General features: G+C 62.3%; 12 protein-coding genes and 1 tRNA gene. 5 read left to right on the top strand and 8 right to left on the bottom strand.

The features are described from left to right. Positions 1 to 350 precede the first annotated feature (350 nt). From CAG41_RS21590 to CAG41_RS21580, 3 genes are all read left to right on the top strand, one after another. Positions 351 to 1,439 (top strand): asparaginase, encoded by a 1,089-nt coding sequence (locus CAG41_RS21590; RefSeq protein ID WP_085631456.1) that lies wholly within the window; start codon positions 351 to 353, stop codon positions 1,437 to 1,439. A 170-nt stretch (positions 1,440 to 1,609) separates the two neighbouring features. Next, positions 1,610 to 1,879, top strand: a complete 270-nt coding sequence (locus CAG41_RS21585) for a DUF1654 domain-containing protein (protein WP_085577470.1) — start codon at positions 1,610 to 1,612, stop codon at positions 1,877 to 1,879. 4 nt (positions 1,880 to 1,883) lie between these two features. Beyond that, positions 1,884 to 2,573 (top strand): endonuclease, encoded by a 690-nt coding sequence (locus tag CAG41_RS21580; protein ID WP_085631454.1) that lies wholly within the window; start codon positions 1,884 to 1,886, stop codon positions 2,571 to 2,573. Between the two features lie 54 nt (positions 2,574 to 2,627). On the opposite strand, the gene CAG41_RS21575 is transcribed toward CAG41_RS21580, so the two are convergent. Beyond that, complete coding sequence (locus CAG41_RS21575) at positions 2,628 to 3,539, bottom strand: siderophore-interacting protein (RefSeq protein ID WP_085707464.1); 912 nt, start codon at positions 3,537 to 3,539, stop codon at positions 2,628 to 2,630. 87 nt (positions 3,540 to 3,626) lie between these two features. Next, positions 3,627 to 4,013 carry a penicillin-binding protein activator LpoB gene (locus CAG41_RS21570; protein WP_085707463.1) on the bottom strand — a complete coding sequence of 129 codons (387 nt, stop codon included), beginning with the start codon at positions 4,011 to 4,013 and terminating at the stop codon, positions 3,627 to 3,629. A 249-nt stretch (positions 4,014 to 4,262) separates the two neighbouring features. Here CAG41_RS21570 and csrA point away from each other — a divergent pair, with 249 nt between their 5' ends. Continuing rightward, positions 4,263 to 4,457, top strand: coding sequence for a carbon storage regulator CsrA (csrA, locus tag CAG41_RS21565; RefSeq protein WP_003179932.1), 195 nt, complete (start codon positions 4,263 to 4,265; stop codon positions 4,455 to 4,457). A gap of 192 nt (positions 4,458 to 4,649) precedes the next feature. Here csrA and CAG41_RS21560 read toward each other — a convergent pair whose 3' ends face one another. Further along, positions 4,650 to 5,105, bottom strand: a complete 456-nt coding sequence (locus tag CAG41_RS21560; protein ID WP_085577474.1) for a DUF2214 family protein — start codon at positions 5,103 to 5,105, stop codon at positions 4,650 to 4,652. Positions 5,106 to 5,623: 518 nt separating this feature from the next. After that, positions 5,624 to 5,700 (bottom strand) — tRNA-Val (locus CAG41_RS21555). Between the two features lie 183 nt (positions 5,701 to 5,883). Here CAG41_RS21555 and CAG41_RS21550 point away from each other — a divergent pair. Next, positions 5,884 to 7,167: an FAD-binding oxidoreductase gene (locus CAG41_RS21550; RefSeq protein ID WP_085707462.1), complete on the top strand. Its 1,284-nt coding sequence runs from the start codon at positions 5,884 to 5,886 to the stop codon at positions 7,165 to 7,167. A 63-nt stretch (positions 7,168 to 7,230) separates the two neighbouring features. Here the strand turns inward: CAG41_RS21550 and CAG41_RS21545 are convergent, their stop codons facing one another. The 4 genes from CAG41_RS21545 to CAG41_RS21530 are packed head-to-tail and all read right to left on the bottom strand — an operon-like array spanning position 7,231 to position 12,805. Beyond that, the gene (locus CAG41_RS21545; protein WP_085577476.1) at positions 7,231 to 8,202 is read right to left on the bottom strand and encodes an XdhC family protein; all 972 of its coding nucleotides are present in this window, start codon (positions 8,200 to 8,202) and stop codon (positions 7,231 to 7,233) included. A gap of 1 nt (position 8,203) precedes the next feature. Next, on the bottom strand, positions 8,204 to 9,439 hold the full coding sequence (locus CAG41_RS21540) for a cytochrome c (RefSeq protein ID WP_085577477.1): 1,236 nt from the start codon (positions 9,437 to 9,439) through the stop codon (positions 8,204 to 8,206). Between the two features lie 2 nt (positions 9,440 to 9,441). Next, positions 9,442 to 9,981, bottom strand: coding sequence for a (2Fe-2S)-binding protein (locus tag CAG41_RS21535; protein ID WP_085656944.1), 540 nt, complete (start codon positions 9,979 to 9,981; stop codon positions 9,442 to 9,444). Next, the gene (locus tag CAG41_RS21530; protein WP_085707461.1) at positions 9,974 to 12,805 is read right to left on the bottom strand and encodes a xanthine dehydrogenase family protein molybdopterin-binding subunit; all 2,832 of its coding nucleotides are present in this window, start codon (positions 12,803 to 12,805) and stop codon (positions 9,974 to 9,976) included. The genes CAG41_RS21535 and CAG41_RS21530 overlap by 8 nt, the downstream gene beginning before the upstream one ends. Positions 12,806 to 13,017: the final 212 nt, after the last annotated feature.

Genomic DNA, 13,017 nt, shown 5'->3' with positions numbered 1-13,017 from the left:
TGAGCTCCTGAGAGAAATGGATTCCTTTGAAAGCAGCATCGGCCAACCGGCCTGTTTCTTTAATCCGGATCGCCGGAGTGGCCATTCCTCTGATTCGATCTGTTGCGTAGTACCTTTCGGAGAGCCGAACGCGAAATCGGGAACCGTTCGGAAAACCGGATCCAACATCCCGGCCATTTTTCACGCATCAAAAAATTATTGATGTAAATCATCAGGTTAAACGTTTCTCTCAAGCAGAGTGTGGCTGGTACAGATCCTGCTCCCCTCCTGAACCCCCGGCTTTCAGATGGGTCTGGGGCGCATCTAGATGAACCTGCATCCGCACCGTCTCACTACTAGAGAGAAAAACAATGAAGTCTGCTTTCAATACCCTGGTTCCGGGCGCCTTGGCGCTTCTCATGCTCCTGCCGACCGCCCTCCAGGCCAAAGAAGTCGAAACCCAGGCCAAGCTGGCCAACGTCGTGGTGCTCGCCACCGGCGGCACCATCGCCGGCGCCGGTGCCAGCGCGGCCAACAGCGCCACCTACCAGGCCGCCAAGGTCGGCGTCGAACAGCTGATCGCCGGCATTCCGGAACTGAGCAAACTGGCGAACGTGCGCGGCGAACAGGTCATGCAGATCGCATCGGAAAGCATCAGCAACGAAAACCTGCTGCAACTGGGCCGGCGCGTTTCCGAACTGGCCGACAGCAAGGATGTCGACGGGATCGTCATCACCCACGGCACCGACACCCTCGAAGAGACCGCCTACTTCCTGAACCTGGTCGAGAAGACCGAGAAGCCGATCATTGTCGTCGGCTCGATGCGTCCGGGCACCGCCATGTCAGCGGACGGCATGCTCAATCTCTACAACGCCGTCGCCGTCGCGAGCAGCAAGGAAGCCCGAGGCAAAGGCGTGCTGGTGACGCTGAACGATGAAATCCAGTCCGGCCGCGACGTCAGCAAAATGATCAACATCAAGACCGAAGCCTTCAAGAGCCCTTGGGGCCCGCTGGGCATGGTGGTCGAAGGCAAGTCCTACTGGTTCCGCCTGCCGGCCAAGCGCCACACGATGGACTCGGAATTTGACATCAAGAACATCAAGAGCCTTCCTGACGTAGAGATCGCCTATTCCTACGGCAATGTCGGCGACACCGCCTACAAGGCCCTCGCCCAGGCCGGCGCCAAGGCGATCATCCATGCCGGCACCGGCAACGGCTCGGTCTCTTCCCGCGTGGTTCCGACCCTGCAGGCCCTGCGCAAGGACGGTGTGCAAATCATCCGCTCGTCTCACGTCAACGCCGGCGGTTTCGTCCTGCGCAACGCAGAGCAGCCCGACGACAAATATGACTGGGTCGTCGCCCATGACCTGAACCCACAGAAGGCCCGCATCCTGGCGATGGTCGCTCTGACCAAGACCAACGACAGCAAAGAGCTGCAGCGGATGTTCTGGGAATACTGATACACCCTCGCCCGACCGGTTCCGGCTCGGACAGCCACCGCCCGTCATCCGTGACGGGTGGTTCCCCGGCAAAAAAATATCGCGCAATCCCTGCCAAAAACGGAAAACCGTTGTCAGAGGATCCTCTTGTTTTTTAAGCAGTTGCGAAATCGCCTACAGTTAAATACTGTATGCACGTACAGCTTAATAAGGATAACCTCGTGGCCACCTCCCCTGATGCTCCTGACGCTTACGAACGCATGGGCATGCGCATTCAAAAAATCATCAACGCCCCCACCGCACAAAAAGCCAGAGCCGCACTGATCTTTCGCCTGCCGGACGAACCGGAGGACGCCTGGGAGCGCTTGCTGGAAGAGATCGACGAGAACGACAACGTCACCCTCGCCTACCGCGACGACGGTGGCGTGCAGATTTTCTGGGTTGTACCGAAGGAAGACTGATCCAATGAGTGTCCGCTGCTTTGCCCTGCTGTTGCTGTTCATCTCCCTGGGAGCCCAGGCCGGTGCCCCGCGCACCTTCACCGAAGCCAAGAAGGTCGCCTGGAAGCTCTACGCCCCGCAATCGACCGAGTTCTACTGCGGCTGCAAGTACACCGGCAACAAGGTCGACCTTGCCGCGTGCGGCTATGTGCCTCGCAAGAACGCCAAACGCGCATCGCGCATCGAGTGGGAGCACATTGTCCCGGCCTGGGAGTTCGGCCACCAGCGCCAGTGCTGGCAGGAAGGCGGACGCAAGAACTGCACCCGCTACGACCCGTCCTATCAAAAGGCCGAAGCCGACCTGCACAACCTGGTGCCCAGCATCGGCGAGGTCAACGGCGACCGCAGCAACTTCAGCTACGGATGGCTGCCGGAACAGAAAGGCCAATACGGCGCCTGCCTGACCCAAGTCGACTTCAAGGCCAAGAAAGTCATGCCCCGCCCCTCTATCCGCGGCATGATCGCCCGAACGTACTTCTACATGAGCAAACAGTACGGCCTGCGGCTGTCAAAACAGGACCGCCAATTGTATGAGGCGTGGGACAAGACCTACCCGGTGCAGGACTGGGAACGGCAGCGCAACCAGAGCGTGGCGTGCGTGATGGGACGCGGCAACGACTTCGTCGGGCCGGTGAACCTGAAAGCGTGCGGCTGACCGCTCACTTAATACAAAAGGCCTCGCGCTTGATGCCCGAGGCCTTTTTTGTGCTCAACTGCCGGCCTTGTCGTAACGCCAGTAGCCCATCAGGTTGAGCGACTCGCGAGGAATGCCGCGCTCCTTGATCAGATGCCGACGCAGGCTCATGACGGCGGCAGATTCACCGGCGACCCAGCCGTAGAAACCTTCGGCGGACGCTTCAGCGATCTCCCAAAGGATCTCCTTGTCGATATCGACGTCGGCCAACTCGACCGCCCGCCCCGCCGGCGACGAATCGACAGGCAATGCCGCCCCCTTCACAGCCTCCACCATCAGCGCTCCCGCCACGGCGCCACCCGCCTGCTCCCGGACGAGCCACTGCACCGAAAGCCCGGGCCAGTCGGGAACCGGGAGCATGTCCTGCGCACTGTCGACCTCGAAGTAGGCCTGAACCTGCGGCGGCTCCGCGAGCGACGCCAGGGCTTCGAGAATCCCCATGGCCGCCGGCAACGCTGTCGGATCGGCGACCAGCAGAACGTGCCTGAGCGCCTGCGGCGGCCTCCATTCGAAGCCCCCTGCTTCCTCGGCCGAAAAACGCCGGTCGGGCGCCAGCATCTGCATGGACGCCCCCGGCTGCGCCCTCAACGCCCAACGGGAAGCCGGCCCGGTTTCGCCATGCAGGACAAAATCGACGTCCACCTCGCCAAGCTCCGCGCGCAGTTGGCGAATGGTGTAGGTGCGCATCGCCGGACGCCGGTCGGCCAGCATCGCCCGGAAACGGCTGTACCAGCCTTCCCCCTGCGACAGCTTCGAGGGCGAGCCGTCAGCCGCCGGAAAGAACAGCTTCACCCGCTGATCAGGCGCCCATGTCGCCATGTCCGTGACGGCGGAACCGGCCAGCGTGATCCTCATCAGATGCGGCGTCAGCTGGACTTTGCGGTGCAATACGACATCGAACAGCTTGTAGGGGGTGGCGGAGGCCATGGATCGCTCCTTCTGGAAATCGTCGGTGACTCTCAAGAAAACGAGTCAGACAGGACTTCCTTTACCCGGCTCCGCCGAACGGACCTGTCACTGCGCCGTATTGCGCTCGATGACCAGCGATTCGATGTTCTGCTTTTTCGCCCGCACCAACGCAGCGCTCAGATCGGCCTGGCGCGCCTCGGCTTCGGCCTTGGAGTTGAACGGCCCCAGCAGGATGCGGGTGTTGCCGGCGGCATCCTTGATGACGTTGGGCACGAAGGCATGCTCGATCAGCCAGCCGCTGAGGTCGCTGACCGCCTGCGTGGTTTCACCGCGCACTTCCAGATCCCACTGGGCAGCAGGAACGACAGCGGATGACGTCACCGCAGCCGGCTGCGGCTTTTGCCCCGCGACATTCTTGCCCTCTCCACAACCCGCCAATGCCAATGCCAATGCCAATGCCAATGCCGCGACGACCCAGACCAGTTTGCGCACAACGCTTCCCTCGAAAATCACAAAGGCGGCATCTTAGCATTCGCGAATACTTCACGAACGCCGCAAAATCACCACAAAACAACGAGATTGATGATTGCGGCCCCTGTATAGTGACGCGCTGGGAATTAATGCCTCGTCTGCGCGTCAGAAAGATGCACCCAAACCGCGAGACTTCGCACTAATCTATACGTACCACCGACTCTGCACTGTCCGAATCAGGTGCCCTACAAAGCAATCAAGGAGAACACCATGCTGATACTCACCCGCAAAGTCGGTGAAAGCATTAACATTGGCGATGACATTACGATCACCATCCTCGGTGTCAGCGGCCAGCAGGTCCGAATCGGCATCAACGCTCCAAAGAACGTTGCGGTGCACCGTGAAGAGATCTATCAGCGCATCCAGGCCGGCCTGACCGCTCCGGACAAGCCGCAAACCCCTTGAGCCCTGCCGCAGTCGCTAGCCAGTCCGCTGCCTTCGTGTGATGGCTGGCTAAAGATTCAGCGCCGTATTGCCTCTGCTTCATTGGTCACGGCGCCTGCCATGCCCCCCTTCCTTTGCTCCGCCCAATACTAACCACACCGCCCAAGGATGGCTGTCAGACATTTCCCTTAAGCAGCAGGGAATTGCACCCTCCTAAGCGAAGACCACCCCTCGCGCCATCCCGGTAGCCGCCACCACCATCAGCACCAGCAACAGCGCCTCGGCATGACTGATGCGCGCAAACAGCCTGGCGCGGCTCATATCGGGCACTCCGCCGCGCGCCAAGGCGATGCGCCACTTGATCAACGTCACCATCGGCGCAAGCTCCAACAGCAGGATCAGCACGAACAACGTCATCTTCAGGTGGAACAGCGGCTGATGCAGATAGTAGTCGGTGCCCTTCTCATAGCCCCCAAAGGCGCGCATTCCTCCGCTGACCAACAGAATCAACGCCGAGATCCCCCACAGGTTGTCGGCCAGCAGCACACGCCCCACAGCCCCCTCTCCAACGGCAAGACGGCTGAACGCCGTCCCTCGGGTCAGCACAGCCCAGAACCCCAAAGAGACAGCCAACAAATGAACCGCAGCAAGAATCCAGTGAACCAGCATCGATGCACTCCCGTCAGGCAGCCTTGTCGTTCGGCCAGACAGTAGTAGCTGAAAAAGCGCGAACTCGCCCGATGCAGGCGCACATGCAAGGGCGCCCGGGCGCTTTCTGAAGGAAGGAGGCAAATCGCAGGCAAAAAAAATCCCAAGCAGCTGATGGAAGCTTGGGATTTAAAAATGCATAAACCGTGGTGGTGAACGCGGGGCGAATGTTACTGAATTATACGAGCTGTAACAATGTATTTTTGATAACCGGTCAGTTAAAAAAAATCGTAACCCATTAAATATCCACATATTTTTCAGGGGCGCTCAAAGAAAAGGCACAGAGACGGTGCACATTCCTGCGAATTGTATGCAAAGGAAAAGGAGTCGCGAGGAAGCTTCAGAAATCCGGATTCGTCGAGATCAACGACTTGCCGATTGAAGTGGGGTTTGCAAAAGCTTTGCAAATGACAGAAAGCAAAAAGGGGTCACCGTTTCCGGTGACCCCTTCTAGACCGCCCAGCAGAGCGGATTTTGTTTGGTAGGCACGATTGGACTCGAACCAACGACCCCCACCATGTCAAGGTGGTGCTCTAACCAACTGAGCTACGTGCCTGCTGTGAGGCGGCATTCTACGGAATTCCGGAGGGGTGTCAACACCTTTTTTTCACCTAACCCTATGAATATGCAAAATTTTTAATTTCACCCCGATAAAGAAGATTTTCCGGTGGCTGGCGGAGGTTTTTCAAACCGGGTAGGATCGTCGCACTCGTAAAATATATTAAACAGAGGCAGCAGGATGGCGAACACCCCTTACCCAGAGTCTTATTACGCTGCGTCGGCCAACGCCGCACCGGCCCGCCCGGCCCTGCAGGATGACGTGGAGACGGATGTCTGTGTGATCGGGGCTGGCTATACGGGGCTGTCCTCTGCCCTGTTCCTGCTGGAGAACGGTTTTCGCGTGACGGTGCTGGAAGCCGCCAAGGTCGGTTTCGGCGCGTCGGGCCGAAACGGCGGGCAGATCGTCAACAGCTACAGCCGCGACATCGATGTGATCGAACGCACCGTCGGCCCGAAACAGGCGCAACTGCTCGGGCAGATGGCCTTCGAGGGCGGCCGGATCATCCGCGAGCGCGTCGCCCGGTACAACATTCAGTGCGACCTGAAGGACGGCGGCGTGTTCGCCGCGCTCTCGGCCAAGCAGATGGGCCACCTGGAGTCGCAGAAGCGCCTGTGGGAGCGTTTCGGCCATACCCAGCTGGAACTGCTCGACCAACGCCGCATCCGCGAAGTGGTGGCTTGCGATCAATACGTCGGCGGCATGCTCGACATGAGCGGCGGCCACATCCATCCGCTGAACCTGGCACTGGGCGAAGCGGCCGCCGCGGAGTCTCTGGGCGGCACTATCTACGAGCAGTCGCCTGCCGTGCGCATCGAGCGCGGCGCCAATCCGGTGGTGCACACACCGCAAGGCAAGGTCAGGGCGAAGTTCATCATCGTCGCGGGCAACGCCTACCTTGGCAACCTGGTGCCGGAGCTGGCGGCCAAATCGATGCCGTGCGGCACTCAGGTGATCACCACCGAACCGCTGGGCGAGGAACTGGCCAGGTCACTGCTGCCGCAGGACTACTGCGTCGAGGACTGCAACTATCTGCTGGACTACTACCGCCTGACGGGCGACAAGCGCCTGATCTTCGGTGGCGGCGTGGTGTACGGCGCCCGGGATCCGGCCAACATCGAGGCGATCATCCGCCCGAAAATGCTCAAGGCTTTCCCGCAGCTCAAGGATGTGAAGATCGATTACGCCTGGACCGGCAACTTCCTGCTGACGCTGTCGCGCTTGCCGCAGGTGGGGCGCCTGGGCGACAACATCTATTACTCCCAAGGGTGCAGCGGCCACGGCGTGACCTACACGCACCTGGCGGGCAAGGTGCTGGCCGAGGCATTGCGCGGCCAGGCCGAGCGCTTCGATGCGTTCGCCGACTTGCCGCACTACCCGTTCCCCGGCGGCCAGATGCTGCGCACGCCGTTCGCGGCGCTGGGCGCCTGGTATTACGGATTGCGCGACAAGTTGGGCGTCTGACCACCATTACCTGACGGCAGAAACACTTGCGGCGAGGGCATCTGCTCCCTCGCCGCAATTGTTTCAGAGGCTGTCCCGAGCGATGCCGCTGCGGATCCGCAAGATATCGGCCAGCACCGCCAAGGCAATTTCGGCAGGCGTCTTGCTGCCCAGGTTGAGCCCGATGGGCGCATGGATCCGCGCAAGCTGCGCCTCGCCCAAGCCGCCGATCCGGCGCAAGCGCTCGAAACGCTTCTGCGAGGTCTGCACCGACCCCATCACGCCGATGTAGAACGCCTCGGTGCGCACCGCCTCCATCATCGCCAGGTCATCGATGCGCGGATCGTGCGTCAGGGCTACCACTGCAGTGTCACGATGGCAGCCGCCTTCGGCGATGAACACCGACGGCAGTTGCCGACGGATCTCCACACCCTCCAGCACCACCCCCTCCAGCACCTCGTCCCGCGGATCGCACAGGATCACCTCGAAGCCGAGGCCCAGCGCAAACTCGGCACACGCCTGCGCCACGCTGGAGTAGCCCGCCAGCAGCAAGCGCTGCGCGGCGCCGATACGGATCCTGACCCGGTCGATTTCACGTTCGATCCGCGCGCCTTGCTCGGCATCGGCCAACACTGCACGGGCACCGCTGGCCAGGTCGACCTCACGGATCAGACGGGAATGCCCCAGCAGCGCCGACTCCAGTTCGCGCAAATGCGCCTGCACGTCGCAACCGGCGTCAAATTTCTCTACCAACACATCGAGAATGCCGCCGCAGGGCAGGCTGACCCGCGAACGCGGATCCTCGCCCTCCCCGTAGCGCACCACATTCACCGCCTCGAAAAACGCACCTTCGGCAACCCGTTCGAGAAAGTCTTCCTCGACGCATCCGCCGGACAACGAACCGATCCACTGCCCGCTGTCGTTGACCGCCAGCAGCGAGCCCGGCGCACGGGGCGCCGAGCCATAGGTGGCCAGCACCGTGCACAACCACAGGCGCTGGCCGGCGACGGACCACTCCAGCGCCCGACGCACGACTTGCAGGTCCAGATGCTGCATGTCAGTGCGCCTTGTGCTCGACGGACGGCGCATCGGCCCGCAGCTTCTGCACGTCGCCCACGGCCAGATCCCCGGCCTGACCGCCCCAGCCTTCGCGCAGGTAGTTAAGCAGGTCGGTCAGTTGCTCGGCACTGAGCTTGTCGGCGAAGCCCGGCATCGGCTGCATGTGTTCGAAGCCGGCGAACTTCTGCTCGCCGATGCCGTCATCGATCACCCGCAGCAGGTTGCGTGGATCCTCCAGCCGCAGCGTGGTGTTGCCGCGCATGGCCACCGCGATGTGCGGTTTGCCTTCGCCGCCGGCGGCATGGCAACCGGCGCAGACGTTCAGGTATTCCTGACGGCCGCGCTGGGCGCTCGGGCTGAGCTTGTCCAGCGGCACCTCAGCCAACTCTTTTGCCTTCGGCGGCTGATCGCCGAGCAGGAACGTCGCCATCGCCGCCAGGTCCGGATCGTTCAGGCCCTGGGTGCTGTTGTGGAACACCGGGAACATCTCGTTGAACATCGTGCCCTGAGCGCTCATGCCGTGCTTGAGGAACGCGCTCAGGTCCTGGTGATTCCAGCCACGCGCCGCCAGGTCGGTGGCCAGCAGGCTCGGCGCCAGATAGCCGTTGAGGATGCCGCCGGTCATGCGTTTGTCTTGCTGCATCGCGCCCGGCAGGCCGCGCGGCGTGTGGCATTCGCCGCAGTGGCCGAGGACGTCGACCATGTACTGGCCGCGCTTCCAGGCCTCGCTTTTGCCTTCACCGGACTCCAGCTTCACGTCCTTGCCGTAAAGCATGTTCCAGCCCATCAGGCCCAGGCGCACGTTGAACGGGAAGCTCAGGCTGGTCACCGGTGCCGGACGCTCGATCGGCTCGATGGTCTTCAGGTACGCATGGATCGCGTCCGAGTCCGCACGCGGCATCAGGTGATACGAGGTGTACGGCATCGCCGGATACAGGTTGGCGCCGTCACGGCGCTTGCCTTCGGTGAGCGCAGCGAAGAACTCGTCATCAGTGTAGAGACCGATGCCATGCTCCTTGCTCGGCGTGATGTTGGTGCCGTAGATCGTACCGAACGGCGACACGATCGGCAGCCCGCCGGCAAACGGCGCGCCGCCCGGCGCGGTATGGCAGGCCATGCAGTCGGCGGCGCGGGCGAGGTATTCGCCGCGCTTGGCCTGGTCGTCCGCATGGGCCAGGAACGCCGGCGCAGCCAGCCCGACCGCCAGGGCCAGACGGGTCAATGTACGCTTCATGCTCAACCCTCCTTGACCAGGCCGAGATCGGTCAGCACGTTGCGGGTGGCGTTGTAGTAACGCACGTACCCGGTGCAGCGGCAGACGTGATGACCGAGGCTGTCCTCGATGACTTGTTCCAGCTTGCTTTTGGCCACTGGCTGGCGCTGAAGCTTTTCCACCAGCACCGTCGCGGCGTTGACGAAGCCCGGTGCGCAGTAGCTGCACTGGAAGGCGAACTCATCGACGAAACGCTGCTGGATCGGGTTCAGCTCGCTGACGCGCCCTTGCTCGTCACGCTTGGCGTGGCCTTCGATGGTGCGGACTTTCTTGCCCTCGAAGTAATGCGCACCGGTGATGCAGGTGCGCACTTCCTCGCTGGTGCCGTCCGGGTTGTCGACGATCACCACGCAGGCATGGCAGATGCCCTGGCCGCAGCCCAGGCGCGAGCCGGTCAGGTTTTCGTGCTCGTGCAGGTAGTCGATCATCGGCAGGTCATCAGGGATGTCCACTGGACCTACGGGTTGACCGTTGAGGGTCAGTTGAAGCGGACGGTTAGCCATTGAGGGCCTCCTTGATGCGGGCAGCGGTGATAGGCAAGTCGCGGACACGTTTACCGATGGCATGGGCCACGGCGTTGCCGATGGCGCCGACCACGGGGATCATCACCACCTCGGCGATGCCCTTGGACGGGTCGCTCGGCGACAGCGGCGGCAGGATTTCCGCCGTCTGCTTCCAAACAGCCACGTGACGCGCCATCGGCAAGCGGTAGCGGTTGAAGTTCCAGTCGCCCTCCCCCGGCCCGCCTTCGTACAACGGCATCTCTTCCATCAAGGCGTGACCGATGCCCATGGCGATGCCGCCTTCGAGCTGCCCCTTGACCAGTTCCTCCACCAGCACCCGTCCGCATTCCAGCCACGAATGGTGGTTGAGCACTTCGACTTCGGCCGAACCTTTGTTGACCTTCAGCTCCACCAGCGTCGCCACCGGGCTGTAGTAGGTCACGGCCGCGTTGTTCAGTTGAACGACCGGATAGGCGACGTTCTGCCGATCCAGCAGGTGGAAACCGGCGCTGGTCATCTGCGCCTGTTTCGCCTTCGGCGCGCCGTCGCCGTACTTCACCGCCAGGCCGTCAAGCGGCAGGCGCTCGCGCACGCCGTCGATGCTGAATTCGGCCTCGGCCCAGCTCCAGCGGTTGAAGCCGTGCACCGTGGCGCCGGTCACCAGGCCGCGCTCGTGGGCGCGCCGGGCCAGCTCTTCGAAACTCAACGGCTGCATGCCGTTGGCGGTCAGCTTGCCGTCGACCCAATGCGCATCTTCACGGCGCACCACGTAAGGGTTGGCCTGACCGCCGTACGGGCCCTGACGCCAGATCTCCAGCGCTGCCGGCCACAGGCCATGGTTGAACAGCACACGCGCCGCTTCACGGGTGGCATGGCTGAAGTAGTACGCGGAGTTGGTCGCCGAGGAGGCCGACGCCAGCTTGCCGACCCAGCGCGGGTTGCGCAGGAAGTTATCCTGCTCGGCCTGGCTCATGATGTAAGGGTTGCCTGCGGTGACCAGCTGCATTTCCTTCCATTCGGTTTCGCCGGTCTTCACGTCGTGGGCCGGGCTGCCGAGGAAATCGGCCACCACCAGCGCCTGCGAAGTGGACATGCCGGTGCCGATCTCGATGCCGATGTGGCGCAGGGAAATGCGCCCGTCGGCCGTGAACTCGATGCTCGCCATCGGCGCCTCGGAACCGGTGCCGAAGTCTTTCTGGCAGATGGCGAAACCGACGCCGTACCAGTTGTCCGGATCCGCCGCCTCGCGCTGTTTCTTGATCGCGTCGCGGTTGCGCCAGACTTCGTGCAGCGAGGCCTTGTCGAGAATCTCGTGCAGGCGCAGCGCACCGGCCGGGATCGCGCCCTGGGTGTTCTTCATCCCCGAGCGCAGCGCGTTCTTGCGGCGCAGGTCGATGGCGTCGACACCGAGACGGCCGGCGATTTCATCGACCATCATTTCGGTGGAGGCCATGCTCTGCAGGGTGCCGTAACCACGCATGGAGCCGGCCTCGACGGCGCGGGAATGGTAAGCGGTGACCTGCAGGTCGTTCTGCGGCATGTAGTAGATCGACTGCGCCGCCGTGGCGCCCACCGCCGCCACCGAAGGGCTGTAGTTGATGCGGCCGCCGCCGTCGACGCTCATCTCGGCGCGGAAGATCTTGAAGCTGTGGTCGTCCTTGTCCACCGCCAGCTGATAGCGGATGTCGAACGGATGGCGCTTGATGCCGCTCTGGAACTGCTCGTAGCGGTCGTTGGCCAGGCGCACCGGCACACCGGCGCCGTACAGCGCGGCCAGGGCTGCGTAGTAGACGAAAATATTGTGGTCCTTGGAGCCGTAACCCACCGTGTAGCCCGGGTGCAGGTTGAGATGGGCCAGGCCGAAGCGCGACGGCGCGATCATCTTCGCGGTCTCGGTGGCGGTTTCCAGCGGGCATTGGGTAGCGACCACGAAGTGCAGGGTCTTGGTCGCCGGGTCGTACCAGCCGTTGCCGTTGTCCGGCTCCATGGCGGCCGGCTCGATCGACGGTGTCTTGTAGCGTTCGTCGAACACCAGCCAGTTGTCCGGCGGCGTGTCGATCTGCTGCTTCATGCGCTCGGCGTAGAACAGGCCGCGCTCGGTCAGGTTGCCGTGCAGGTTCGGCTGAGCGTTCCAGACCGGACGGCGGTTGCGCAGCATCGGGAACAGGATCGAATCCTTGAGGCTGGCGAACTCGTCCTCGTCCGCCGAGGTCGGGCCGCCGACGCGCACGTAGCGGAAACTGCCGTAAGGATCGCCTTCGTAGAACGGCACCTGGGCGCCGTAGCGGATCGCTTTGTCATTGAACTTGAGTTTGGTCTTGGCCCGACGGAAGCGCTCGAAGTCGTTCCAGATCAGGATCGCCACGGGGTGACCGATGAACATCGGCACCTTGCCCGGCGGCAGCAGCGGATCCGGAGCGTGCTCTTCCGGGAACACGATGCCGTCCTTGTCCAGGTCGGCGGCGGTGACGATGCGGTCAGGCTGCAGTTCGGCACCCAGCCACGACAGGTCGTAACCGTCATAGATGCGGTCGGCCTTGATGGTCTTCAGCAGCATGGCGTGGCCCTGCTGGCCGGGCCAGCCCGGCATGTCCTTGGCACGGATGTCGCGGGCAAAGACCTTGCTGCCGCAGACCTTGGACAAGGCATCGTTGCGTTGGCGCGCCTTGCCGTTGTGGCCGAGCCACTGCTCGGACGGCACGGTCACGCTGTTTTCCATCAAGGCGGCCAGCGCCGGGCTGCCGATCGGCGCAAGCGTGACGCTCACGCCGGCTACGAGCCCGCCCTGAAGGAACGAACGCCGGGATATTTCACGGTTGGACATGGATCATCCTTTGGGCGGTTATGAATCCGCCCTTCTGGTTATCTACGGGGAATCTCGAGTCTTGCTGAAGCCCTTTCTGGCGAAGCGAAGGGCTGTGATGAGCATGCAAAGCTGACCGAAAGGTTAACTTTAAAGGTTTCTGCGCCAGCAGCAAACAACTGGACACAAAAATTTGACTAAAGAATCAAAAATTTTGCTTGCGAAGTCTTCGG

The organism is Pseudomonas sp. B35(2017) (genome assembly GCF_002113645.1).
Classification (GTDB): Bacteria; Pseudomonadota; Gammaproteobacteria; order Pseudomonadales; family Pseudomonadaceae; genus Aquipseudomonas; species Aquipseudomonas ekonensis.
The sequence above is the reverse complement of the archived record's forward strand: the minus strand, read 5'-3'. Positions and strand labels throughout refer to the sequence as shown.

Excerpts from the sequence above, each read along its gene's own strand:
- CAG41_RS21590 (WP_085631456.1), top strand. The coding sequence starts at position 351 with ATGAAGTCTGCTTTCAATACCCTGGTTCCGGGCGCCTTGGCGCTTCTC.
- CAG41_RS21585 (WP_085577470.1), top strand. The coding sequence starts at position 1,610 with ATGCACGTACAGCTTAATAAGGATAACCTCGTGGCCACCTCCCCTGAT.
- CAG41_RS21580 (WP_085631454.1), top strand. The coding sequence starts at position 1,884 with ATGAGTGTCCGCTGCTTTGCCCTGCTGTTGCTGTTCATCTCCCTGGGA.
- CAG41_RS21575 (WP_085707464.1), bottom strand. The coding sequence starts at position 3,539 with ATGGCCTCCGCCACCCCCTACAAGCTGTTCGATGTCGTATTGCACCGC.
- csrA (WP_003179932.1), top strand. The coding sequence starts at position 4,263 with ATGCTGATACTCACCCGCAAAGTCGGTGAAAGCATTAACATTGGCGAT.
- CAG41_RS21560 (WP_085577474.1), bottom strand. The coding sequence starts at position 5,105 with ATGCTGGTTCACTGGATTCTTGCTGCGGTTCATTTGTTGGCTGTCTCT.
- CAG41_RS21550 (WP_085707462.1), top strand. The coding sequence starts at position 5,884 with ATGGCGAACACCCCTTACCCAGAGTCTTATTACGCTGCGTCGGCCAAC.
- CAG41_RS21545 (WP_085577476.1), bottom strand. The coding sequence starts at position 8,202 with ATGCAGCATCTGGACCTGCAAGTCGTGCGTCGGGCGCTGGAGTGGTCC.
- CAG41_RS21540 (WP_085577477.1), bottom strand. The coding sequence starts at position 9,439 with ATGAAGCGTACATTGACCCGTCTGGCCCTGGCGGTCGGGCTGGCTGCG.
- CAG41_RS21535 (WP_085656944.1), bottom strand. The coding sequence starts at position 9,981 with ATGGCTAACCGTCCGCTTCAACTGACCCTCAACGGTCAACCCGTAGGT.
- CAG41_RS21530 (WP_085707461.1), bottom strand. The coding sequence starts at position 12,805 with ATGTCCAACCGTGAAATATCCCGGCGTTCGTTCCTTCAGGGCGGGCTC.